Annotated in this window: 17 protein-coding genes, 1 tRNA gene and 2 rRNA genes (1 of these 20 only partly in view); 10 read left to right on the top strand and 10 right to left on the bottom strand. The window is 60.6% G+C overall.

All coding sequences use genetic code 11. The annotated features are described in order from the left end of the window. The first annotated feature begins 25 nt into the window (after window positions 1–25). Together ggt and ACQY1P_RS05020 are read left to right on the top strand one after the other, a co-directional pair. Window positions 26–1714 (top strand): gamma-glutamyltransferase, encoded by a 1689-nt coding sequence (ggt, locus tag ACQY1P_RS05025; RefSeq protein ID WP_430253257.1) that lies wholly within the window; start codon window positions 26–28, stop codon window positions 1712–1714. A 95-nt stretch (window positions 1715–1809) separates the two neighbouring features. Then, window positions 1810–2544 carry an SDR family NAD(P)-dependent oxidoreductase gene (locus ACQY1P_RS05020; RefSeq protein ID WP_430253255.1) on the top strand — a complete coding sequence of 245 codons (735 nt, stop codon included), beginning with the start codon at window positions 1810–1812 and terminating at the stop codon, window positions 2542–2544. 96 nt (window positions 2545–2640) lie between these two features. Here ACQY1P_RS05020 and ACQY1P_RS05015 read toward each other — a convergent pair whose 3' ends face one another. Genes ACQY1P_RS05015 through ACQY1P_RS05000 form a run of 4 tightly spaced genes read right to left on the bottom strand, consistent with a single transcriptional unit; the run spans window position 2641 to window position 6687 of the window. Beyond that, window positions 2641–3180, bottom strand: a complete 540-nt coding sequence (locus tag ACQY1P_RS05015; RefSeq protein ID WP_430253929.1) for an FGGY-family carbohydrate kinase — start codon at window positions 3178–3180, stop codon at window positions 2641–2643. After that, window positions 3159–4055: an FGGY family carbohydrate kinase gene (locus tag ACQY1P_RS05010; RefSeq protein WP_430253253.1), complete on the bottom strand. Its 897-nt coding sequence runs from the start codon at window positions 4053–4055 to the stop codon at window positions 3159–3161. Before ACQY1P_RS05010 ends, ACQY1P_RS05015 begins: the two co-directional genes overlap by 22 nt. Continuing rightward, window positions 4052–5296 (bottom strand): FAD-dependent oxidoreductase, encoded by a 1245-nt coding sequence (locus ACQY1P_RS05005; protein WP_325265739.1) that lies wholly within the window; start codon window positions 5294–5296, stop codon window positions 4052–4054. Before ACQY1P_RS05005 ends, ACQY1P_RS05010 begins: the two co-directional genes overlap by 4 nt. Further along, window positions 5293–6687, bottom strand: coding sequence for an NAD(P)/FAD-dependent oxidoreductase (locus ACQY1P_RS05000; protein WP_430253252.1), 1395 nt, complete (start codon window positions 6685–6687; stop codon window positions 5293–5295). The genes ACQY1P_RS05005 and ACQY1P_RS05000 overlap by 4 nt, the downstream gene beginning before the upstream one ends. 252 nt (window positions 6688–6939) lie before the next feature. On the opposite strand from ACQY1P_RS05000, the gene ACQY1P_RS04995 reads away from it, so the two are divergent. After that, the gene (locus ACQY1P_RS04995) at window positions 6940–9801 is read left to right on the top strand and encodes an FAD-binding and (Fe-S)-binding domain-containing protein (RefSeq protein WP_430253250.1); all 2862 of its coding nucleotides are present in this window, start codon (window positions 6940–6942) and stop codon (window positions 9799–9801) included. A gap of 3 nt (window positions 9802–9804) precedes the next feature. Beyond that, complete coding sequence (locus ACQY1P_RS04990) at window positions 9805–10590, top strand: DeoR/GlpR family DNA-binding transcription regulator (RefSeq protein ID WP_430253248.1); 786 nt, start codon at window positions 9805–9807, stop codon at window positions 10588–10590. A 977-nt stretch (window positions 10591–11567) separates the two neighbouring features. On the opposite strand, the gene ACQY1P_RS04985 is transcribed toward ACQY1P_RS04990, so the two are convergent. Further along, window positions 11568–12365, bottom strand: coding sequence for a hypothetical protein (locus tag ACQY1P_RS04985; protein WP_062463101.1), 798 nt, complete (start codon window positions 12363–12365; stop codon window positions 11568–11570). A 155-nt stretch (window positions 12366–12520) separates the two neighbouring features. On the opposite strand from ACQY1P_RS04985, the gene ACQY1P_RS04980 reads away from it, so the two are divergent. After that, window positions 12521–13990 carry a metal-dependent hydrolase family protein gene (locus ACQY1P_RS04980; protein ID WP_209899970.1) on the top strand — a complete coding sequence of 490 codons (1470 nt, stop codon included), beginning with the start codon at window positions 12521–12523 and terminating at the stop codon, window positions 13988–13990. Between the two features lie 59 nt (window positions 13991–14049). Here ACQY1P_RS04980 and ACQY1P_RS04975 read toward each other — a convergent pair whose 3' ends face one another. Next, window positions 14050–15687, bottom strand: coding sequence for an alpha/beta hydrolase (locus tag ACQY1P_RS04975; protein ID WP_430253246.1), 1638 nt, complete (start codon window positions 15685–15687; stop codon window positions 14050–14052). 563 nt (window positions 15688–16250) lie between these two features. Continuing rightward, a complete protein-coding gene (locus ACQY1P_RS04970; RefSeq protein ID WP_430253244.1) occupies window positions 16251–17261 on the bottom strand; it encodes a zinc-dependent alcohol dehydrogenase family protein in 1011 nt (336 codons plus the stop codon). A gap of 47 nt (window positions 17262–17308) precedes the next feature. Here ACQY1P_RS04970 and ACQY1P_RS04965 point away from each other — a divergent pair, with 47 nt between their 5' ends. From ACQY1P_RS04965 to ACQY1P_RS04945, 5 genes are all read left to right on the top strand, one after another. After that, window positions 17309–18163: a LysR substrate-binding domain-containing protein gene (locus ACQY1P_RS04965; RefSeq protein WP_430253927.1), complete on the top strand. Its 855-nt coding sequence runs from the start codon at window positions 17309–17311 to the stop codon at window positions 18161–18163. A 282-nt stretch (window positions 18164–18445) separates the two neighbouring features. After that, window positions 18446–18682, top strand: a complete 237-nt coding sequence (locus ACQY1P_RS04960) for a hypothetical protein (RefSeq protein ID WP_430253242.1) — start codon at window positions 18446–18448, stop codon at window positions 18680–18682. 90 nt (window positions 18683–18772) lie between these two features. Beyond that, complete coding sequence (locus ACQY1P_RS04955; RefSeq protein WP_430253240.1) at window positions 18773–18916, top strand: hypothetical protein; 144 nt, start codon at window positions 18773–18775, stop codon at window positions 18914–18916. Between the two features lie 141 nt (window positions 18917–19057). Next, a complete protein-coding gene (locus ACQY1P_RS04950) occupies window positions 19058–19369 on the top strand; it encodes a hypothetical protein (RefSeq protein WP_430253239.1) in 312 nt (103 codons plus the stop codon). 177 nt (window positions 19370–19546) lie between these two features. After that, entirely contained in the window at window positions 19547–19855 is a 309-nt protein-coding gene (locus tag ACQY1P_RS04945; protein WP_430253237.1) for a hypothetical protein, read from the top strand. Between the two features lie 398 nt (window positions 19856–20253). Here the strand turns inward: ACQY1P_RS04945 and ACQY1P_RS04940 are convergent. From ACQY1P_RS04940 to ACQY1P_RS04930, 3 genes are all read right to left on the bottom strand, one after another. Further along, window positions 20254–20330 (bottom strand) — tRNA-Met (locus ACQY1P_RS04940). A gap of 257 nt (window positions 20331–20587) precedes the next feature. Further along, window positions 20588–20702 (bottom strand): 5S ribosomal RNA (rrf, locus tag ACQY1P_RS04935). Between the two features lie 256 nt (window positions 20703–20958). Beyond that, window positions 20959–22122: ribosomal RNA gene (locus ACQY1P_RS04930) — 23S ribosomal RNA — on the bottom strand; it runs 1801 nt beyond the window's last position.

Below are 22122 nucleotides of genomic sequence, written 5' to 3'. Positions count from 1 at the left end.
CATACCTACCGAATTGAGAACAGACATGACCGCTCCCCGCCTGCCATTCACCTGCGAAAAATCCCCGGCCAGTGGTGCTGGCGGAATGGTGGTCACTAACCATCCCCTTGGCTCGGCGGCAGGTTTCGAGATGTTGGCGGCCGGTGGCAATGCGGTCGATGCCGCGGTCGCGTCGCTTCTGGCGCTGACCGTGGTGGAACCGATGATGGTCGGCATTGCCGGCGGCGGCCTTTCGCATATCCGCATGGCTGGCGGCCCGCATGTGGTAATCGACGCGCTGTCTTCGGCCGCCGCGACCATGCACCCCGAAATCTACGAACCGGTCTCGGACGAGCCGGCCCGCTACATGGATGCCAAGGGGCGCCGCAACATCATCGGCGCCTCCTCCGTTGCCGTTCCCGGCAACCTGGCGGGCTGGTGCGACATGCAGGCGCGCTACGGCAAGCTGCCCTTTGCCGACGTCGTAGAACCGGCGATCAGGCTGGCTTCACGCGGTTTTGCCGTTACCCACTACCTTTCCGGAGCGATTGGCGAAGCCGCCAGCGAGCTTTCGCAGGACGCGGAGATCGCCAAGATCCTCATGCCCGACGGCGCGGCACCCGCTCCGGGCGACCGCCTCCTGATGGGCGATTACGCCGAAAGCCTGCGGCTGATCCAGCGCGAAGGCGCCGCCGCCCTGCATGGTGGCGTGCTCGGCGCAGCACTCGCCGCAAGAATGAAGACGGGCGGCGATGATGCCGGCTGGGTTACCGAAGCCGACCTGCGCGCCTATCGACCGATCGAGCGCCAGCCGATCATCGGCAGCTACCGTGGCTTCGAGATTGCCGGACCGCCGCCGCCGGCCTCGTCCGGCGTCCATGTCACCCAGATGCTGAACATGCTGGAAGCCTATGACGTTGCCGGCATGGGTTTCGGCAGCGTTGCCTCCCTCCATCTTCTCGTCGAGGTGATCCGCATTGCCTTTGCGGATCGCCGCGCGCATTCCGGCGACCCGGCATTTGTCGACGTGCCGGTCGAGCGGCTGACCTCGAAGGCCTATGCCGCCGAATGCCGGTCCCAGATCCGCCAGGCGGCAAGCCTGCCGGCCGCCTATGCACCGGGCTATGAGAGCCAGGACACCACGCATATCACCGTTGCCGATCGCGACGGCAATGTCGTCAGCGCCACCCACACAATCAACGGACTGTTCGGCGCACGCCTGGCGGTGCCTGGTACCGGCATCATCCCCAACAACTATATGAGCAATTTCGATCCGCATCCGGGCAACGCCCTCTCCGTCGTGCCCGGCAAGCGCGTGCCAACATCGATGGCGCCGATGATCCTGATGCAGCATGGCACACCGGTGTTCGCACTCGGCCTGCCCGGGGGCCTCAGGATATTCCCCTCCGCCATGCAGGCGATCGTCAACCTGATCGACCACGGGATGAGGCTGCAGGAAGCGGTCGAAGCGCCACGGATCTGGACGCAAGGCCAGGAAGTGGAAATCGAGCAGGCCTATGCACCGCAGCAGGAAAAGCTTGAGGAACTCGGTCACGAGGTTCGTGTCATGCCGCATATCGGCGGTGGCATGAACGCCATTGCCTTTGGCGACACGATGACCGGTGCGGCCTGCTGGCGCGCCGATGGAACCGTGGCAGCCCTCGGTGGCGGACTGGCCCGTCCAGGCGTTCGGTTCTGGCCGGACAAGGCGCCGGCAAAGCCTGCCCAGAATTGATGCGGATTAAACCGCACGACAGAAAATCCGTTGACCCTGAGCGATCGTACCATTGCCTGGACAGGGTCGACTGCCCCATCCCAAGGAGATGATCCATGACACAACCCTCTATCCTTCTGACGGGTGCAAGCCGTGGCATCGGACATGCAACGGTCAAGCTGTTCCTGGAAAAAGGCTGGCGTGTCCTCACCGTGTCACGCCAACCTTTTTCGGAGGAGTGCCTCTGGCCCTCGGCCCGTGAAAGCCATATCCAGGCAGATCTCGCCGACCTGACGCAGATCGACAAGCTGGCGGCCGACGTTCGCGAGCGACTGGATGGCGCGGGGCTGCATGCACTGGTCAACAATGCGGGCATTTCGCCCAAAGGTGAAGGTGGCGCCCGCCTCGGCGTCATCGGTTCCGACGCCGCCACCTGGACGACGGTGCTGAATGTCAATCTCGTTTCCATCGCCCTGCTCGCGCGGGCGCTTCTGCCCGAACTGGAGGCTGCGAAAGGATCGATCGTCAACGTCACGTCGATTGCCGGCTCGCGGGTGCACCCGTTTGCTGGCGTTGCCTATGCGGCCTCGAAGGCGGGCCTTGCGGCCCTGACGCGGGAAATCGCCCATGAGTTCGGCCCGCATGGCGTTCGTGCCAATGCCATCGCACCAGGTGAAATTGACACCGCGATCCTGTCGGAGGGCACGGACCTTCTGGTGGAAGCCAGCGTGCCGATGAAAAGGCTCGGCACGCCGCGGGAAGTGGCCGAGACAATCCACTTTCTCTGCAGCGAAACATCCGCCTACATCAATGGCGCGGAAATCCACATCAATGGCGGCCAGCATGTCTGACGCGGCCACGGCGTGCGGAGCTTGCAGCGGCAGGGGATGACAGGTTTTCAGCCCGGACGAGGCAATTCCATCAACCGGGTTGCCATCTCCAGAGGGCTATCCGACGGCTGGCGTGTGCCAGTCTTTGGACCGATCCACCGCTTGCGCGAACCGCGCGAGCCGCGCTGCCCCGTCACACGGGTTGGGGGTCATGGTTTGCGAAGGCTGCGGGGTCTCCAACGTTTCGACCAGCGCGCAGGCGGCAAGCTGGGCGGTGCCGTAGGCGGTCAGTTCGTCGACACTGGGGATGACCACCGTGCACCCCGTCGTGTCGGCAAGAAACTGGCACAGATAACGGGAACGGCTGACGCCGCCATCCACCGATATCCGTGTGATCGGCGCATCTGACGCCATGGCCACGACGATTTCGCTGGCTCGCAACGCAATGCCTTCGATCAGCGCCTGCTGCATGTCCTGGCGGGTCGTTGCCCCCGTCATGCCGATGAAAAGCCCGGCGGCGCTGTCATCCCAATGCGGGCTTCCGAGTCCTGACAGCGCCGGCACGAAGGCCAGGCCGCGGTCGATGGCCGGGCCCGCTGCAAAGGCATTGAGTTCGGTCGGTTCGTTCAGAAGCCCTATTCTCTGGGCCCAGTTGATGGCCGCGCCAGCGGCATGGACGCCACCGTCTGTCGCATAACTGGTTTCGCCACGGATCGACCAGGCAACGGTCGCAGCAGGCCGTTCTGGCCAGCCGGTCGCCGGTTCGGGCCGGTGAGCGACAGTGCGAAGGCGCCCGTGCCGAAGGTAATCTTGGTGTCACCTGCGACCCGGCAGCCATGACCGTAAAGGGCCGCCTGCTGATCCACCACCGATGCCGTCAGCGGCGTGCCGTCAATGTCTCCAAATTCGCCGACGGTCGGCAGAATGGGGGGCAGGCATTCGATCGGAACGCCGAAAATTTGGCAGAGCCTGCTGTCCCACTCGCCGGTTGCGATGTTCATCAGGGACGTGCGCGAGGCGGTGGTGATGTCGGTTGCCGCGCGTCCGGTAAGCCGCTGCAGGAAAAACGCATCCGTGGTGCCGAGCATCAATCTGCCGGCACGCCGCGCATCCTTGACGTCGTCATTGTTCTCCAAGAGCCAGGCCAGTTTTGCGGCGGAAAAATAGGGGCTGAGCGGAAGGCCGGAGAGCGCCATGATCTCGGCTTGCACAGGGGAAAGGGCGGCGACCTGCGCCGCCGTCCGGCGGTCCTGCCAGACGATCACGGGCGAGAGCGGTCTTCCATCGATCGCATCCCAGGCAAGGCAGCTTTCACCCTGATTGGACAGACCAATCGCGGTGACTTCGCCCGCGGCGGAGAGCGCCGCGCGCAGATTGGCGAGCAGTTCCTCAGGCTCGTGTTCGACCCGATCCGTACCGGCGAAATGCTGCGCATGCGCCGCGGAAAAGACGATGCTGGCCGTACCGTCTGCTGCGACCTTGAGGGCGCGCGTTGATGTGGTACCCTGATCGAGTGCCAGGAAAATGCTCATGCCTTCGGCTCCAGTCGCAACCTAAGATCGCTGCTCTCGCCAGCAAGGTCCAGCCCAGCCAGGGAAAACCGGATTGGTTTCTGCGGTGCGGCGTTGATGCTTTGTGATCGCAGGATCGTGCCGCTGCCATTCGACAGGATCAAATGCCCGTTGGCAGCCCCGAGCGCGCGCGCATTCAAAACTGGTGCGGTGCCCGTGCCTTCGGTCGTCAGGCGTTGCGGGACCACGTACTTCAGCCCGGCACCGGCAATGACGCGTCGGCCCGGCGCCTCTTTCGGTTCGGATTTTGCCCGATCCGCAAGTTCTGCGGCAATCAGCCCGGCAACGCGGCGGCCCTCGGCCCAGCAATGACCTGCCGTCTCGATTGGGTGAACCATGTTGCCGGCGAAAAATATGCCGGGATCGGAGCCTCGACCATGCTGGTCGATTTCCGGGCCACCGGTTGCCGGATCGAGCCCGAGGGCGCTCGCTTCCGCCAGGGCCGACTCCGGAACGAAGCGGCCGGAAAAGATCACGCCATCGCACGCCAATAGCGTCTCCGTGCCGTCGGCCAGCCGCAACCGCACAGAGGTCACCCGCGGACGACCTTCGATGGCAAGGATTTGCGCGCCTGTCATGACGGGCACGCGAAGCAGACGGGGCAAGGCAAAGAATGCCCGCCGGGCCTGGACGTCAAGTTCACTCTCCACCATGGCGATGGGGCGGATGCCATGGCTTCGACAGGTGAGGATGGCCGACAATGACACCAGTTCGCTGCCGACGATGAGCGGACGTCGAAACGGCACACGCCCTCCCTGGTAGACGAAGGCCTGAAGCGCTGCCGTATTCATCACACCCAGCGGCCGCAGGCCGGGCACCAGCAACTGCGCCCGGGTGGCCTCGCGGGCACCGGTGGCGATCAGGATGCGGGCTGCCTGGATCGTCTCGATGCCGTTGGGGCTCGCGACTGTCAGCCGGCCGCCGGGGCCGGTATGGACGACCGTATGTTTCGGCAGGACGGTGACTCCAGCAGCCAGTGCTGCGGCCACGAGGCGGCGCGCATAGGCAGGTCCTGTCAGGATGCGTCCGAACTCGCGCATGCCGAAAAGTGGATGGCCGCAGTGTCGGGGGATGCCGCCGGCCTCGTCTCCACGCTCGAAGAGCGCGACCTTCGCCACGCCACGGGCTCTCAACTCGATGGCAGCGGAAAGCCCGGCCGGACCACCGCCGACGATCGCAACGTCGTAAGAAGCCGCGCTCATCGGTCGGCCTCCGGTGCGATCGGCACCGACAGCCGGCCTTCGGTGAGGCTGTTCAGACGGGCTAGACAGTTGAACCCCTGACAACGCCCCATGGCACAGCGCGTGCGTCGCCGCAGCCCGCCAAAATCGCCGGGCGGCAGGGGGCTGCTCAGCGCGGCCTCGATCTCCCGCCCGGTCACCATTTCGCAATGACAGACGATGCCGCCATGCCCGGGCACCTGCCAGTCACGCGGCAGGTGCTCGGCCAGATTAGGCAACGGGAAGATCGGCGGCGCCGTGATCGGTTTGCCGCCGGCAGTTCGGTCCTGCGCCCATAATCCATGGACATGGCGGGCAATCCCGAGCGCCGCAGTCAGCCCGGTGGAGCGTATGCCGCCGGCGCAGAAATAGCCCTTTTCCGGAAGGCTGTGCAGACGATAGTGTTTCTCCTCGGAGGCCGGTCGCAAGCCGGCATAAACGGCCGTCACCTGGGCCTGCGCCAATGCCGGTACCAGTTCGACGGCCTTGGCGATCAGCATATCGAGTTCCGGACAGGTGACATCGGGGCGATCGCGCTCTTCCTGTTCCTCCGCCGTCGGTCCGACCAGCAGGTTGCCGAAGATCGTTCGTGTGAGCACCACACCCTTGGTGCGGGCCGTCGGCACCGGCAGCAGGATCGTTCGGAGATGTGTGGCGGCAGCCTTGTCGAAGACGACGAACTGACCTTTTCGCGGACGAATCTCAAACTGCGAGCCGCCGATTAGCATGCGTTCGACGCTATCGCCGTGAATACCTGCAGCGTTGATGACGCTGCGGGCAGTCAGCGTGCCAATGGGCGTTTGAAGATGCCACAGATCGCCATCGAAACGGGCCGACAACAGCCCGGCATTGAAGTGAAACCCCGCGCCCAATGCCTTGGCCTGCATCGCATAGGCGAGTGGCGCCGACCATGGATCGATGATGACCTCGCGCGGGACGAGAAGTGCCGCCCGCACATGTGCCCCCAAAGCCGGTTCGCGGGCGACTACCTCGGCGCGGCTGAGAAGCCGGGCGTCGGCAACTCCGTTGAGGAGCGCCTGCTCCAGCAGTTCGGGAAGCCGGGCCTCCTCGCTGTCACTCCAGGCAGCAACCATCGCACCGGTGTCGAGGATCGGAAGGTTGAAATCCTCGCGGATCTGCATGTATTCAGCGTAACCCGCCTGCATGCATTGCAGCTCGACGCTGCCGGGCGGCGCATCGAAACCGGTGTGCAGGATGGCGCTGTTGGCTTTCGATGCGCCAGATAGGATATCGGGCGCCCGCTCGAGAACGACGACACTGGCACCTTCCAGGCAAAAACGGCGCGCCATGGCACAGCCGACGACACCGGCACCGATGATGGCTGTGTCCACAGGATTGCCGAAAGCAACCAAAAGCGGTCTCCTTGTCAGCGCACACCGTCGGGTGGCGGTCACCCGAGAACGTCGCCCATGCTTACCGTTGTCATCGCTGTTTGACGAGAATAAATTGTACGTTCGGTCATTTTATTGACTGAATGTGTTGTTTTGTGTGTCGATTAATCGTGCTAGTGACGGAGAACGGTGGTCCAATGCACCAACTTGCAGATGCTCATGAAAGATCGCATGCGGCGCTGTGATCGCATTTCTTGTGCCGAGGTAACGTAAGTGACGTCTCCCGCCCTCCTGCAATCCGCGGATTACAACGCCTTCGTAGACACCCTGAAATCGAAGGGTTTCCGTGGCGACGCGACCGTCGCTGCATCGGATCGTGTGGTTTTGGCGACGGACAATTCGATCTACCAGCTTCTGCCGGATGCCGTGGCCTGGCCGATGGACGAGAACGATCTCGTGCTGATCGCACGTCTGCTCGACGAGCCGCGTTTCCACGGCATCGTTTTGCGCCCACGCGGCGGAGGCACGGGCACCAACGGCCAGTCGCTTGGCAATGGCCTGGTGGTCGATTGTTCACGCCACATGACCGGGATCCTCGAAATCAACGCCGAACAAGGCTGGGTACGGGTTGAGCCCGGGGTCATCAAGGACCAGCTGAACGCAGCGCTGAAACCGCTCGGCCTGTTCTTTGCTCCGGAACTGTCGACCTCGTCACGCGCGACACTTGGCGGCATGATCTCCACCGATGCCTGCGGACAGGGGTCCTGCGTCTACGGCAAGACCTCCAACCATGTCATCAACCTGCGTGCTGTGCTGGTTGGCGGCGAGATCCTGGAAACCCGCCGGGCGCCGCTCGACCCGACGATCAGCGGCCGTGCAGGCGAGATACTCGCTTGTCTTGACGATATCTCGGCCAGCCAGGCGGAGCTGATCGAGGCGCGGTTTCCGAAACTCAACCGGTCGCTGACGGGATACGACCTTGCCCACATCCGTGAGGGCGACACGATCGATCCGGCAGCGGTCCTCTGCGGTTCGGAAGGCACGCTGGCACTGATTGCCGAGGCGAGGCTGAATGTCCTGCCCATTCCGACGGCAGCCTCGCTGATCCTGATCTTCTACCCCGATTTCCAGTCGGCTCTTCGGGATGCGCGTGAAATGGCCGTGCTCGGCGCGACGTCGGTCGAAACCATCGACAGCCGCGTGCTCGGCCTGGCGCGCGAGGAGCCGACCTTTTCCGCCGTCGCACATCTTTTTCCGCAGGCCGGTGCGCAAGGGGTCAACATCGTCGAATTCACCGACGACGATCCGGCAACGCTTGCCGAGCGGATTGCAGCGCTGGTGACACAACTTGCAGGCCTGCCCGCGCGGCTGGCAATGACGGTTGCCAACGGCCGCGAGGTCGAGCTGGTATGGGGACTGCGCAAGGCCGCCGTTGGCCTGCTCGGACGCGCCATCGGCGACAAGCGACCAATCCCCTTTGTCGAAGACTGCGCCGTTCCGCCCGAAAACCTCGAGCCCTTCATTGGCGGTTTCCGGGCAATCCTCGATCGCGAGGGACTGGCCTACGGCATGTTCGGCCATGTCGATGCCGGCGTCCTGCATGTGCGCCCGGCGATCGACCTCACCGATCCCGCCCAGGAACCGCTGATCCGGCGCGTGACCGAGGCCGTCGTGGCGCTGGCGCGCAGCCACGGCGGCCTTCTCTGGGGCGAGCATGGTAAAGGCGTCCGTTCCGAATTCGTGCCCGAGGTTTTTGGCCCGCTCTACCCGTCGCTGCAGCGGATCAAGGCGGCCTTTGATCCGCGCAACCAGATGAACCCCGGCAAGATCGCGACGCCCGACAACGGGCCTTTGTGGAGGATCGACGAGGTCGCACTGCGCGGCCAGAACGACCGCACCGTGCCGGCCGATCTGCGCATCGAATATGCCTCCGCCTTCGGCTGCAACGGCAATGGTGCCTGTTTCAACCGCACCCTCGATGACGTTATGTGCCCCTCCTACAAGGCCACCGGCGACCGACGACATTCGCCAAAGGGACGGGTCGGGCTGGTGCGCGAATGGTTGCGGCAAGGCGGCCCGGAGGGTCGCGCCGATCCGCAGTTCGAAATCGAGGTCAAGCAGGCGATCGACGGCTGTCTCAGCTGCGGGGCCTGTACCAGCCAATGTCCGGTGCGTGTCGACGTACCCTCCATCAAATCGCTGTTTCTCAACAGTTTTTATCGGCGCCATCGCCGCTCCCTGCGTGACACCGCGCTCGCCCATCTGGAAGGCCTGCTGCCGCTTGCCGCAAAATTCCGCTGGGGTTTCAATCTGATGACCGAGGGCCCTGGCGCGGCGTTGATGTCCGCCATCGGCCTGACGGCGCTGCCAAGCATGCCGAAGCAGGTTCGAGGGCTTCGCTGGCTGAAACAAGCCGATATCGCTGGGCTCGACCCGAAGATCGACGTGGTTTTGGTGCCTGACGCTTTTACGCAATTTTTCGAGCCGAAGGTCGTCGCGGATCTCGACTTGGTCATGACCCATCTACAGAAAAGACTGTGGCTGGCCCCTTATCGGCCATCGGGCAAGGCCCGGAAGGTCCTCGGCCGGCTGGCCGGATTTTCGCGCCAGGCGGAAAGGCAGAAGGACAGCCTCAAGGCTATCGCCGCAAGCGGCGTGCCGCTGATGGGGCTCGAGCCGCCGGTGACACTCTCCTATCGCACCGATTACCCCGATGACACGCCGGCCGTGGCGCTGCCGCAGCAACTGCTCGCGCCGCTGATCGCCGCGCTGCCGGCCCGGACGTCGCAAATGGCAGTGCGGCTTCTGCCCCATTGCAGCGAACGGGTTCTCGGTACCGGCGTCACCGCCGAGTGGCACGCTATTTTCGATCGTTTCGGCATCTCGCTTCACATGCCTCCTACCGGGTGCTGCGGCATGGCGGGAATGTGGGGGCATGAAACTGTCAATCGTGCCAAGTCGGACGAGATTTTTCATCATAGCTGGAAAGCCGCGACGGTGCCGGGCGTAGATGCCATCCTGGCTACGGGTTTTTCCTGCCGGTGTCAGACCAGGCATGTCACCGGCATCGAGCTGCAGCACCCGGTCTCCTTGCTACGGCAGTTGCTGCAAGCGCCAGCGACCGTGAAAGGATAGACGATGAGACCGGCAGCCAGACGTGAGGCCATTCTTCGGGTTCTCGAGGAAATCGGCGAAGTCACCGTCGAGAACCTGGCCGAACGCTTTGGCGCCTCGCGCGAGACGGTCAGGCGGGATCTCTCCGATCTCGACATCGGCGGTCACATCCGCAAATTTCATGGCGGCGCGCGTGCCCTGAAACTCAAGGAGGCTTCCCTCTACGAGAACGAGTTCGACGCGCGCTTGAACGAACGGAAGGCGGAAAAAGCCGCCATCGCCCGTCAGGCTGCATCCCTATTCGCCGAGGGCTCGGTGCTGTTTATCGACACCGGTTCGACCACGATCGCCTTTGCCGAGGCTCTGGCAAGGCGGCGCAACATGACGGTGATCACCAATTCTCCGCAGATCGCCCGGATTCTGGCAAAGGCGGAGATGCGCCACCGAGTCTATTTACTCGGCGGCGAAGTGGCCGCGGAAGGCCGTGAGACATTGGGGGCGATGGCAATCGCGCAGACCGCCTTTTTCAAAGCCGAACACGTCGTTCTGACCGTCGGTGCAATCACCACCACCGCCATTATGGACTACGACCTGCGGGAAACCGAGATGGCACGCGCCATGATTGCGCAGGCGCAGAGCGTAACCGTTCTGGCCGATCATGACAAACTGGGTCGTCCGGCCGTCTTCGAGGTGGCGGGCCTGACAGAGGTGACGCGGCTGGTCACTGACAGCCCTCCCACCCTGGAAATGGCTACGGCATTGGCTGCGGCTTGCGTCGATGTGATCCTCGCTGGTTCAACCGCCTCCTAGCGGGACAAGACTACGGCGCGAAGGGTAGCCTATGTCCGCAGATCCCATCTCCGGCGAGACGCCTCGTGACGCCGCTTTTTTCGTTGGCCGAGATCCTGCAGGACTATGGAGGTGATGCCATCGCAGCGGTGTAGACGCTGCTCGCCGACTGCCGTCATCTGCGCGATGGAAAGCTGACGCTGGATCATTGAAGAAGCCGAGATCCACAACAGTTCGCGATGATAATGGCTATGGGGAAAACAGGCCGCATGAGGCCAGATTAAGAACTCAAGACTCTTCAGAAATGGAGGGCGTTGGGTCTCAGGTCAAACCTGAAAAAGGTAACGCGGCCTTGGAATATCTTTTGAACGCTGAAACCTGCACCCGTCCAGCGACGTCTGCGGCCGTGGCAGAGGGCTACCAACACAAGCGTCGCTCGAGGAGTTGTCAGGATTGACTGAGGGGAAGGCCAGCAAATCGGAGCCCACCCGTCGCCTTCCGTCTCTGGCAGACGCGACGTATCGGCTGTCGATGCGGTTTGGGTCGGCCACGAACGCAAAACACCCGCAGCTTATCGCTACGGGTGTTTTGAGATGGTTTGGTTGCGGGGCCCGAGTGCACCGTGACTTGTAAAATCGACCACCTTGAACGGAATCGGACCGGCTACCCCGGAGTTCACTAACTTTGAGGCATTGTTGTTCTTTAGTTGGGCAACGACTGAGCTCCGGAACGGACGGAATGGGCCGTGAGAAGACTATCAGCTATAGGGACTTCTCTCGCAGAAAGCAGCCACCAGCGAAGCCTAACTCCCGAGGACCACGGCCGAGGTTGAAGTCGGAACAGCGCTCCACGAGAACATCGCTGGACCGTCAGCGCCAGAAGCGGATGCCCGCGCTGGCGCTATCCACGTCCATTTCGGGATCGCACGCTGTCTGTTGGACATCCAGACGTCCTCGCTGACTTGATCTCAGACGCAGATCACTGGGATCGAGACACCGTCAGAAACGCATGGAAAAGCCCAATACCGGGCCATGCTGGGTAACGTCCCAGCGAAATTTGTTTCCGGTGAAATCGTCCGTTTCGTAGTCTTGCGAAAGCACACGATACCCAACGCGCAAAATCGTTGGATGATTGAACATGTAGGTCCGGTATCCGAGATAGGCCTGGGCATTTACTGCGAGCTTCGAACCAATATCGAACCCGCCAATGTCGGCTTCGCCGGCCAGGTTCCACCGGTCGGAAAGGTCTGTGCTCAGACGCATGCCCACGAACGGGTCAAGCCAGTCCGCAGACTTGTTTGCCGAGGTGAAGCCTGCATCAGCATGCGCTTCGAGTTTTGTCCAACGGATGCCGACCGTAGGCTCGACGGTGAAATGCCTCGGTTCACCAAACACCGTGTCGCCCCCAAGTGCGAGGTCGTAGACGCGGTAGTAAGCGCCGGCTGCCAGAATAGTCGTCTTGATCTTCAAGCCGACCTCGAAGTCGGCGAGATCCTCGTCCTGGCTCGTCTGAACGTACTGTCCATCAAAGTAGAAGCCGAAAAGTCCGTTCGTCACTTCGACATTGCCCATGGCCGCAAGATCGAGGTGTTTGAAAATATCCGAAAACGGAATATCGACATTGCTATCCAAACCTGCCAGCGACGCATCGCCATCCAGGGACGCAGCCCAGACATAGGGACTGACGATGATGCTCCATTCACGGTCAGCAAGTAGATCAGTCGCCTGATCTTCGGCGGATGCCGGAAGCGACAATGCGAGCGTAAGTCCGGCCGCGAGAACGATGTTGTAAAACATAGGTTTCTCCCATCGGAACCTGTGCGTACTTCCACGATATCACTATAGTTTTTGCTTGCAAGCAGTGGTTATTCACGCGTAACCTATTTCGACTTTTCGTGGAAAACTGAATGCGGGCGTATGCTTGTGTCGTGATGCTCGCGGAGGGGGGAAGCATGAGATTTCGGTTTGGCACCAAGTACGATCATCTCACCAGCGACCTGCCGTGCAAATGTTGCGATCCCGTATTGCAGACGCTCACGCACCGAATGAATGCCGATCTCCGGCGCCGCGGATTTTTCGTCGGCGCCGCTGCGATGCTGGCGGGGTTCGGGCTGGCGGGTCTGCCGAGCGCCGTGCAGGCTCAAGCAACGCCGACAAAAGCCGTGTTGTTCGAAAATGTGCGCATATTCGACGGTATGTCGGAAACATTGTCCAATCCATCCAATGTGCTGGTGATCGGAAACCGGATAACGTCGATTTCACCGTCACCGATCCAGATTCCAGCCGACCTTTCCGTCACGCGAATAGCGGGCGGCGGGCGAACGCTGATGCCGGGCATGATCGACGCGCATACCCACATCATGTTTGCGACGGTTCCCCAATTGGCCGTCCTGACGTCTGATATCGGCTTCATCAATGTCGCGGCAGTGAAGGCGGCCAACGACACCTTGATGAGGGGGTTCACCACAATTCGCGATATGGGCGGCCCCTGCTTCGGGTTGAAGCGCGGCATCGATGCCGGGCTCGTTCCCGGGCCCAGGATCTGGCCATCGGGTGCGTTCATTTCGCAAACGGGTGGCCACGGCGACTTCAGGCTTCCGATCGACCTCCCCGCGCGGCCGGACGATTTCACCTACAGTGAGCGTGTGGGCGGCTCGGCCATTGCCGACGATCCCGGCACGGTCCGAAAGCGCGCCCGCGAACAACTGGCACTCGGCGCGTCGCAGATCAAGATCATGGCGGGTGGAGGCGTGTCATCCGCGTTCGACCCGCTCGATGTGACGCAGTTCACGCTTGAGGAAATGGAAGCGGGCGTCGGCGCTTCGGAGAACTGGGGGACCTACGCGACGGTTCATGCCTATACGCCAAAAGCAGTCGCCCAGGCGGTCGCCGCTGGCGTTCGGTGCATAGAGCATGGCAACCTGCTCGACGACGAGACGGTGGCCCTGCTCGCGGAAAAAGGTATCTGGTGGTGCCTACAGCCCTTTCTGGACGATCAGGACGCAACGCCCTTTGCCGAGGGGTCGCCAAACAGACGCAAGCAACTGCAGATGTTTTCCGGCACCGACGCCGCCTACGCGCTTGCCAAGAAGCACAAGGTCAAGACGGCCTGGGGTACCGACACGCTGTTCGATGATAAGGCAGCCGCGCGGCAGGGTGCACAACTCACAAAACTCACCCGCTGGTACAAGCCTGCCGAAATCCTGAAGATGGCGACGGGGGACAATGGCCAGCTACTCGCGCTCTCCGGCCTTCGGAGCCCTTACGAAGGGAAGCTGGGCGTGGTTCAGGAAGGCGCACTCGCCGACTTACTGCTGGTCGACGGCGACCCGATTGCGGACATCGCCCTAATCGAGGACCCGGCGAAAAACTTCCTTGTGATCATGAAGGATGGGCAGTTGAACAAGAACATTGCTGCGTAGGTCAGTTCGTCCTCTGGCCGTCCCCTCCCACGGAGATTATTGGATCACGCCGAAATCGGTCACTTGGCAAACCGCGCCTTGAGTTGCTCGACCACCGAGTGATCCATATTGGGCGGATCGGTCAATGCGATCCAACTGTCGATGTAGTCCTCCGGTGCATAGACGTGGCCAAACCCCATTGGCGATGTTGTGCCGATCGCCATGTCAAATGTCAGTTGCAGCATGGTCACCACGGGAAACCACCTGAGCCGCGGCGAGACATCCGGGCCTCTTTCCCCCTTCATCCAATCCGGCTCCTTGAACAACGAAGCAGTTTCAAAAAAGACGATCGGGTCACTGGCATATTGCAAGTAGACAAACCGTATCGGTCCCCAGGACGCATCAAACTGGACAGGAGGGGATGCTTGGTTCGCAAAGCGCACCAAGGAACCATCGCGAAACCTGGGAAGCCACGCAGGCGAAAGGTCTTGCCGCTGATCTGTGATTGTGCGCCATCTTTGACTGCGGAATGGGGGACCGGTCCAAAGTGCTCCCTGGAACGGATCGGCCACAACATCATAGATGTCCGTCGATAGCTGCGAATTGAGCGCACCGAGGCTCAAGCCATACAGATAGAGCTTCGGCCGCCGTTCACGCGGAAGCATTTTCCAGTGGCTGTAGACTTCGGTGAACAATGCCCTCGCCGCAGCCTGACCATTGTCCGGCTCCACCATCAAAGACAACCAGCTCGCAAGATAGGAATATTGGAGCGCGACGCTGGCCACATCGCCGCGGTGAAGAAACTCGAGCGTGTCCATGGCGGCTGGATCAACCCATCCGGTTCCTGTCGGGACGATAATGACGAGGATCGACCGATCGAAACCTCCCTGTCGCTGAAGCTCTCTCAGGGCGAGCGCGGCTCTTGCTTCCACCGTATGGCCGTTGTTGAGCCCGACATAGGCGCGGATCGGCTCCTCGGCTGTCTGCTGCCAGAACGCGCCGACGTCGGGCGCAGTGGGGCCAGAGCTGACAAAACGGCGCCCCTGCAGTCCAAGGCCCTCCCACGACACCAGTGAAGATGCGCTCCCGGTTTTCGCCTGGTCGGTCGGTTCAGGAGTGTCGTCGTCAATCAGCGCGTCCACTTTCTGGAACGAGGCATCCGTTGCGTCCAGCGCCCATCGCAGCAGCAGCCCCTGCCCGGCAGTCCAGAACAACAGGGCGGCCAGTGTTACGCCAAGGGCGTTCGCCACCCGTCGAGGAACGTACCTGTTGATCCACCCCGAAAGACCGCGAGCCGCAAGCTGAAAGACACGTCCTGTAAAGAGCAGCACGGCGAAGGCGAGGATGGCAACGGCAGCCAGTTTCAAAGGTTCAGCGCTATCGAGCGCATCCATGCCCCAAAGCAAGCGAATGGAATTTTGCCATTCGACCGCGTGCCAGAGAAAAACACCCAGGATGGCAATGGCAGCGATGAGGAATGCGACCTTCAGAGGTCGTTCCCTGCTCGAGGCGCGAGGAAGTTCCAGGTAGCGCCAAAGCCAAGCCACTGCCACGCCCGCCATATAGCCCACGGCGGCGCAGACGCCCGAAAGCGCTCCTTGCACCAGGTAAGACCGAGGCAAGAGACTTGGAGTGAGAGAGGCAGCAAAGAAAACAAGCGCGATGAACGTGCCTGTGTGGGACAAAGAACCAAGAAAACGTCGGACCATTTGGTACATCAAACCGCTCCTAACCGGAGTTTCGCTACCCATAGCATCACATCGCGGGAAATCGTCGCCGGCATCATTGCCCTATGCTCAAAGCTGATTTTGCGGTGCGTGCTCGAAGGCGTCGACACCCAATAGGAGATGGCTGTTCTTGCTGCCCTCAAGCCGCGTCTGATCAAGGGATACCTGTTCGGACTGCCCATGAGCGATAGGGATGCCAGCCAACTCATCGAAAGTCAGCAGCAATCAAATGCAAATCAAACAGCATTACAAATCCAGTCGGCTCGAGGGATCAAGATTTGAACCCTTCACTGGATCCGACAGCGTAGTCTCCCCGTTTCAGAAGCTGAGACGAGTGTTTCACAAAGCTATTGGCGGCTTGTCATCGAATGCGCAGCGAACGACTGGTTACGGGATTTAGGTCCAAGGTCGCGAATGACCGATTGGCGGGGCGCGGTGCGGAAATTATTCCCGCATGCGGCCCGAAGCGTCTACCGGCGATCGTAGCGGCGTGCCGCTACGATCGGTTTTTGAGGCATTGATACAGGTGATCCGACTGCTGACTGCGGCATCTTCTATTCGGCTACGTCGATGACGATTTTCCCAAATGCTCCTCGATCCAAATGGTCGAAGGCCGCTGGAAGATCGGCCAGAGAATAGCAGGAGTTCACAACAGGGACGATACGCGTCTGATCGATCGCTCTAACGAACCTTTCTAGCGCCGTCCTGCTCCCAGTTCCAATACCATGAACTGTTATGTCCTTGAGCATCAGCGGCATAGCTGCGGAACTGATGTCCCAACCGTCGAGCGCGCCGATCTGACAGACATGACCGCCCACCGTCGTGACCTGGATGGATTTGCCGAAATGCTTGCCGCCAATAACCTCCAGGGCGACGTCCACGCCCCGATCCGTCGTCAACTGGTAAACCGTTTCCATCCAGTCGGTGCTTGCGTCGATGAAATGGTCCGCGCCCTGGGCCTTCACGTAGTCTTCGTGTTCAGGTCGACCACAAACGATCACCCTTGCACCGTGAGCTTTTGCGATCTGCAGTCCGAACAGAGCAACGCCGCCGGTGCTGGGGATGAGCACCGTATCGCCAGCTCGAACGCCCGCCCGCTCGACGAGCGCAAACCAGGCCGTAAGACCAGCGACTGGGAGTGTACAAGCCTGCCGGGCGGTGAGTGTCTCAGGTGCCACGACAAACCAGTCTTCTGGCATCGCGACGTATTCAGCCAGCACACCCGGATAAAAGCCACCTAAGGTCTGATAGGCGGGCGTTCGGGCAGTGCCGTCGCGCAGACCGTCGATCCAGTCCGGCGTTGCCGTCGAGATGACGTTCGAGCCCAACCTCAATCGGGAAGCGCCCTGTCCGAGACCGACGACTTCTCCGGCGAGGTCCGAGCCCGGCGTGAAAGGGAAGGTGAGAGGAAGTCCTCGTCCTGTCTCGACAACCATCTTGTCGCGGTAATTCAGCGCGACCGCGTTCACTTTTATCAAGACCTCTTTCGGACCAGGTTTCGGCACTTCGACATCGTTCAGTTTCAGGTGCTGCCTGCCAACCGCGTCAATTTCCCAGCGCTTCATCGTCGCATCTCCGCTCGTTTCGGAAGACGACTGCGACCCGATAGTTCATCGGTCCGTGCACCCTGTTCGGCCGTGCTGCAAAACGGCTGGCGATATCGCCTTCTGCTTTGAGCCGCATCGTCCGCGCGTTAGAGAGCCGTCTCGGGATACGCCTCCTCAATCGAACCACCCGCAGTGTCGGGCTGACGGAAGCGGGAAGCGTGCTCTACGATCGCATCAAGCCGATGATGATAGGGATGGATGACGCCGTCTCGGCCGTCGGAGCCTACCAGAGTGAGCCGAAGGGCGTGGTTCGTGTCAATCTGCCGAGCATTGCCGCGCAGATTGCGGTTCTGCCAAGACTGCGCCAGTTCCGTCTTGCCTATCCTGAGGTCCGCCTTGATCTGGTGATAGACAACGATATCACGGATGTCGTTGCGGAAGGTTTTGACGCGGGCGTTCGGATTGGCGGGCAGATCAGCCGGGATATGATCGCTGTGCGGATCACGCCCGATCTGCGTATGGCGGTTGTGGGCGCACCCTCTTATTTTGCTAATCGGCCGCCGCCTCAGGCGCCAGCCGACCTCAAGGACCACCTCTGCCTCACTTACAAGTGGAAAAGCACGGGAGCCCTGTACCCATGGCGGTTCGAAGGTGCAGATGGCGTCCTCGATGTTAATGTCGAGAACGTCGTTACTGTCAACGATACGGAGCTACTCCTTTCAGCAGCTCGCGAGGGACTTGGACTGGCTTACCTCATCGAGGACCTGGTGGAACCCTATTTGAAAACCAACGAACTCAAGCGAGTGCTCGAACCGGCTTGCAAGCTTTTCCCCGGATTCTATCTCTACTACTCCGAACGCTCTCACATGGCCGCATCTGTTCGAGCATTCATCGATTTCATGAAAGCCAGGAGCTCTTAGACGATCGGCCGATGCGAGAGATTGCTTCCCAGCTTTTCAGAAGGAGGCAACCGGTAATTCGCCGTTTTGACCCGACCGTATCGCGCGACATTGAGGAAGATGGTGTTAACCGACGGAGGGAAAGGCAGGATGGCGGAAAATGAGTTTGCGATAGACCAATGTCATACACACGCCTCCTGCGATCAATCTCTCGCTTTGAGCACGAAAGGACACGCTCGACGGTTTAGGCGCTATGAAGGTGATCCGGTTGCTGGTAGCACGTTGCATCACATAGGAATGATCATGACCCTGGACGAAACAAACCAAATCATCCTCAACGCTTTCAAGAATAACAAGTTTGGCGTATCACCGACTTCGACACGCGGTGCTGTGCAAAACTTTTCGAAGAAGCACGGCCTCGAAGGTGCCGAATTCACAGAGGCCCTCGCTTCAGCGATCGCAAGCGGCCTTATCGCACCCATGGCGGACTCAGCGCTCACAATTAGAAATGCCGGCCGAGCCATGCTGCCTGCGCGCTAATCCTGTCTGCTTATCTGCTGGTGCGGGCGAGGCTGCGACTTGCGATAGGTGGGAGTGGTCTGATGATTACCCGTTTGCTGGAAGTCGCATGTGAACGACCATTTCGCGGTGATCACGCCGTCGGGCAGTAAGCGGGTGATCGACTTCAAGCAGGTGCAACCACGATCGAAGGTCGTCGAGGGCGCGGCAGTGTGGCTCGACCGCCCCAAGGACCTCGTGGATGGTTCTTCCTGAGCGAGACTTGTGTTCTCAATTTCCACCGTCTGATCCCGCTTTCTGGTTCCCGAAATTCTCTTGAGAAGCCCGCAGCACCGACGAAAGGAACTAAAATCGCGCAACATCCGTTCTTCAAGTGAATAGAAGATCGGTTCTCAGATGCGCAACGTCGCCAAGCTCGCCTCCATCGTCTCCTTCAGCGGTCTCATGTTTGCCGCTTTCGTGGCCCCTGCCAATGCGTTTCAGTTCCCCGAGCCCCAGGCGAACGCAGAAGCTTTCGGTGGGAACTCGGCCTCGGCATATGCCGAGAATGGACAAGGTTTGGCGACCGCGAATTCCTCCAAGCTGTCGCCGAGCGAAGTCCGACATATTACATGGTGCGCCGCCCGGTATCGGCTGAGCTACGATGCAGTCAACGATGTCCACATCGGCGAAGGCGGCGTCCAGTCGAAGTGTATATCTCCCAGATAACGTATTAGCGGCACCTTGACGGCTGACTTCCCGACTGATGGGTTTTATCCAAACCGTGTTCTTTGCTGCCAACAAGGCATGACGGACGCGTTATCCCACGTCGCGACATCTACAGTCGACGCATGATGGCAGCACGAATTAGTCGCGGCCGTCCTCGCGGAACTGGCCGCCCATCTGATGTCTGGCATCATTGCGAACAGTACCGTCGAGATCGATCTGGGCATTCTCCGGATTAGCGTAGCCGCCTATCTCGATCTGAAGCAGGCCGTGCAGAACCCGGAGTTTCGGGTGGACTTCTTCTTCCGTCTGGCGGTGCTCCCAATCGAGTCGGTGCCTCTGCGGGACCTGAGGGAAGACATTCCCCTCATCGCCCAGCGTTTTATGGGACGGCAGAGCGTCGCCCACCGGCGCGAGTTGGCGCTGTCGAACGCTAACCTCCAGACCCTGCAGCGATATGCCTGGCCAGGCAATGTCCGCGAGTTTTAGAACGTGCTCGAACGGGCCTCCATTTTGTCACAGCAGAGCCGCATTGATTTTGCCTTCGCGGACGCTCCCGCACCCCGAGCGCAGCCTCGACCGTCCGGGCGGCTGGAGCGGTCCTCACGGAAGCCGAGATGCGCCGGCAAGACTGGGACAACATCGGCAATGCCCTGCAGCGTTGCGGCCGCAAGGTTTTTGGGAAAGGGGGGCCCCGAACTCCTGGACATGAAGCCAACAACGCCTGCCTCGTAGGTGAAGGCACTCGGCATTGTCTGACGGCTCGGTGCACAGGATCACAAGTGCGGGTTACGGCTGGAGACTTCGCTCCAGCCTCGCAAGTAAAGTAATCCCCGACGCAAAACACCCGCAGCTTTCGCTACGGGTGTTTTTCAATAATGATGATTTGGTTGCGGGGGCAGGATTTGAACCTGCGGCCTTCAGGTTATGAGCCTGACGAGCTACCGGGCTGCTCCACCCCGCGCCAAGCGAATTTGGCGTTGCCAAATTTCGCGTCTACGTCACGGCCATGCCGTGATGCGTAGTTCCGGAGCAAATCCTTTGAGATTTGTCTCCTGTCAGGGACGCACCGGCGATAGCCCGAACATCCCGTAATTGTTTTCAACCCCAGCAACGACAAAAGGCCGCTTTGGGAGCGGCCCTTGGTCTGGCCAGGGGCCGGTTTGTTATGTGTGAGAAGATTGTTTGGTCCATCCTCATGGATGGCATTGCCTTTAATAGACCTGGCAGCGACCTACTCTCCCGCGTCTTAAGACGGAGTACCATTGGCGCAGGGGTGTTTCACGGCCGTGTTCGGAAAGGGAACGGGTGCAGCCACCCCGCAATGACCACCAGGTCGATTAAGGGCAATGTATGCGTGGCAATGGGCGACCATTGCAACGCTTTATCGAGAAGCTGGCGGGGGCGAACCCCCGTTTTGTCTTAATTGAACACGTCTTTGTTTGCCGTCTGGTTTGTCGGAGCGTAGCTCCGCAAGGCCAGAGGCCGTCGCCGAACGTTCGGCGGCCCGTCCGGAGCGTTTTTCACGCGTCAGGACAAAACAGATGTCATCATCGAGGTGCGCAGCACCTTGATGAGCATAGTCAATGAGAACGATGAAGCCAATCGGGCTATTAGTAAGGCTAAGCTTCATGCATTACTGCACGTCCACACGCCTCCTATCAACGTGGTCGTCTTCCACGGCCCTGATAGGGAATACTCGTTTTCAGGTGGGTTTCCCGCTTAGATGCCTTCAGCGGTTATCCCTTCCATATATAGCTACCCTGCTATGCCGTTGGCACGACAACAGGTCCACCAGAGATATGTCCATCCCGGTCCTCTCGTACTAGGGACAGATCCTGTCAATATTCCTACACCCACGGCAGATAGGGACCGAACTGTCTCACGACGTTCTGAACCCAGCTCACGTACCGCTTTAATTGGCGAACAGCCAAACCCTTGGGACCTGCTCCAGCCCCAGGATGCGATGAGCCGACATCGAGGTGCCAAACAACCCCGTCGATATGGACTCTTGGGGGTCATCAGCCTGTTATCCCCGGCGTACCTTTTATCCGTTGAGCGATGGCCCTTCCACGCGGGACCACCGGATCACTATGACCGACTTTCGTCTCTGCTCGACTTGTCAGTCTCGCAGTCAGGCGGGCTTATGCCATTGCACTCGACGACCGATTTCCGACCGGTCTGAGCCCACCATCGCGCGCCTCCGTTACTCTTTCGGAGGCGACCGCCCCAGTCAAACTACCCACCATACACTGTCCCGGATCCGGATAACGGACCGCGGTTAGACATCCATGACGATAAGGGTGGTATTTCAAGGATGGCTCCACGAGAACTGGCGTCCCCGCTTCAAAGCCTACCACCTATCCTACACATGCCGACACGAATGCCAGTGTAAAGCTATAGTAAAGGTGCACGGGGTCTTTCCGTCTAACCGCAGGAACCCCGCATCTTCACGGGGAATTCAATTTCACTGAGTCTATGTTGGAGACAGCGGGGAAGTCGTTACGCCATTCGTGCAGGTCGGAACTTACCCGACAAGGAATTTCGCTACCTTAGGACCGTTATAGTTACGGCCGCCGTTTACTGGGGCTTCAGTTCAAAGCTTGCACCTCTCCCTTTAACCTTCCAGCACCGGGCAGGCGTCAGGCCCTATACGTCGTCTTTCGACTTCGCAGAGCCCTGTGTTTTTGATAAACAGTCGCTACCCCCTGGTCTGTGCCACCCCTTTCCACTTGCGTAAAAAGGGGTCACGCTTC

It is taken from the genome of Neorhizobium sp. DAR64872/K0K18 (assembly GCF_050500175.1).
GTDB classification, from domain to species: Bacteria; Pseudomonadota; Alphaproteobacteria; order Rhizobiales; family Rhizobiaceae; genus Neorhizobium; species Neorhizobium soli.
This window is presented reverse-complemented; position numbering and strand designations above follow the sequence as displayed.

What these genes read in the sequence shown, in the direction of transcription:
- ggt (WP_430253257.1), top strand. Translation starts at nt 26, where the DNA reads ATGACCGCTCCCCGCCTGCCATTCACCTGCGAAAAATCCCCGGCCAGT.
- ACQY1P_RS05020 (WP_430253255.1), top strand. Translation starts at nt 1,810, where the DNA reads ATGACACAACCCTCTATCCTTCTGACGGGTGCAAGCCGTGGCATCGGA.
- ACQY1P_RS05010 (WP_430253253.1), bottom strand. Translation starts at nt 4,055, where the DNA reads ATGAGCATTTTCCTGGCACTCGATCAGGGTACCACATCAACGCGCGCC.
- ACQY1P_RS05005 (WP_325265739.1), bottom strand. Translation starts at nt 5,296, where the DNA reads ATGAGCGCGGCTTCTTACGACGTTGCGATCGTCGGCGGTGGTCCGGCC.
- ACQY1P_RS04990 (WP_430253248.1), top strand. Translation starts at nt 9,805, where the DNA reads ATGAGACCGGCAGCCAGACGTGAGGCCATTCTTCGGGTTCTCGAGGAA.
- ACQY1P_RS04985 (WP_062463101.1), bottom strand. Translation starts at nt 12,365, where the DNA reads ATGTTTTACAACATCGTTCTCGCGGCCGGACTTACGCTCGCATTGTCG.
- ACQY1P_RS04980 (WP_209899970.1), top strand. Translation starts at nt 12,521, where the DNA reads ATGAGATTTCGGTTTGGCACCAAGTACGATCATCTCACCAGCGACCTG.
- ACQY1P_RS04975 (WP_430253246.1), bottom strand. Translation starts at nt 15,687, where the DNA reads ATGTACCAAATGGTCCGACGTTTTCTTGGTTCTTTGTCCCACACAGGC.
- ACQY1P_RS04970 (WP_430253244.1), bottom strand. Translation starts at nt 17,261, where the DNA reads ATGAAGCGCTGGGAAATTGACGCGGTTGGCAGGCAGCACCTGAAACTG.
- ACQY1P_RS04960 (WP_430253242.1), top strand. Translation starts at nt 18,446, where the DNA reads ATGACCCTGGACGAAACAAACCAAATCATCCTCAACGCTTTCAAGAAT.
- ACQY1P_RS04950 (WP_430253239.1), top strand. Translation starts at nt 19,058, where the DNA reads ATGCGCAACGTCGCCAAGCTCGCCTCCATCGTCTCCTTCAGCGGTCTC.
- ACQY1P_RS04945 (WP_430253237.1), top strand. Translation starts at nt 19,547, where the DNA reads ATGTCTGGCATCATTGCGAACAGTACCGTCGAGATCGATCTGGGCATT.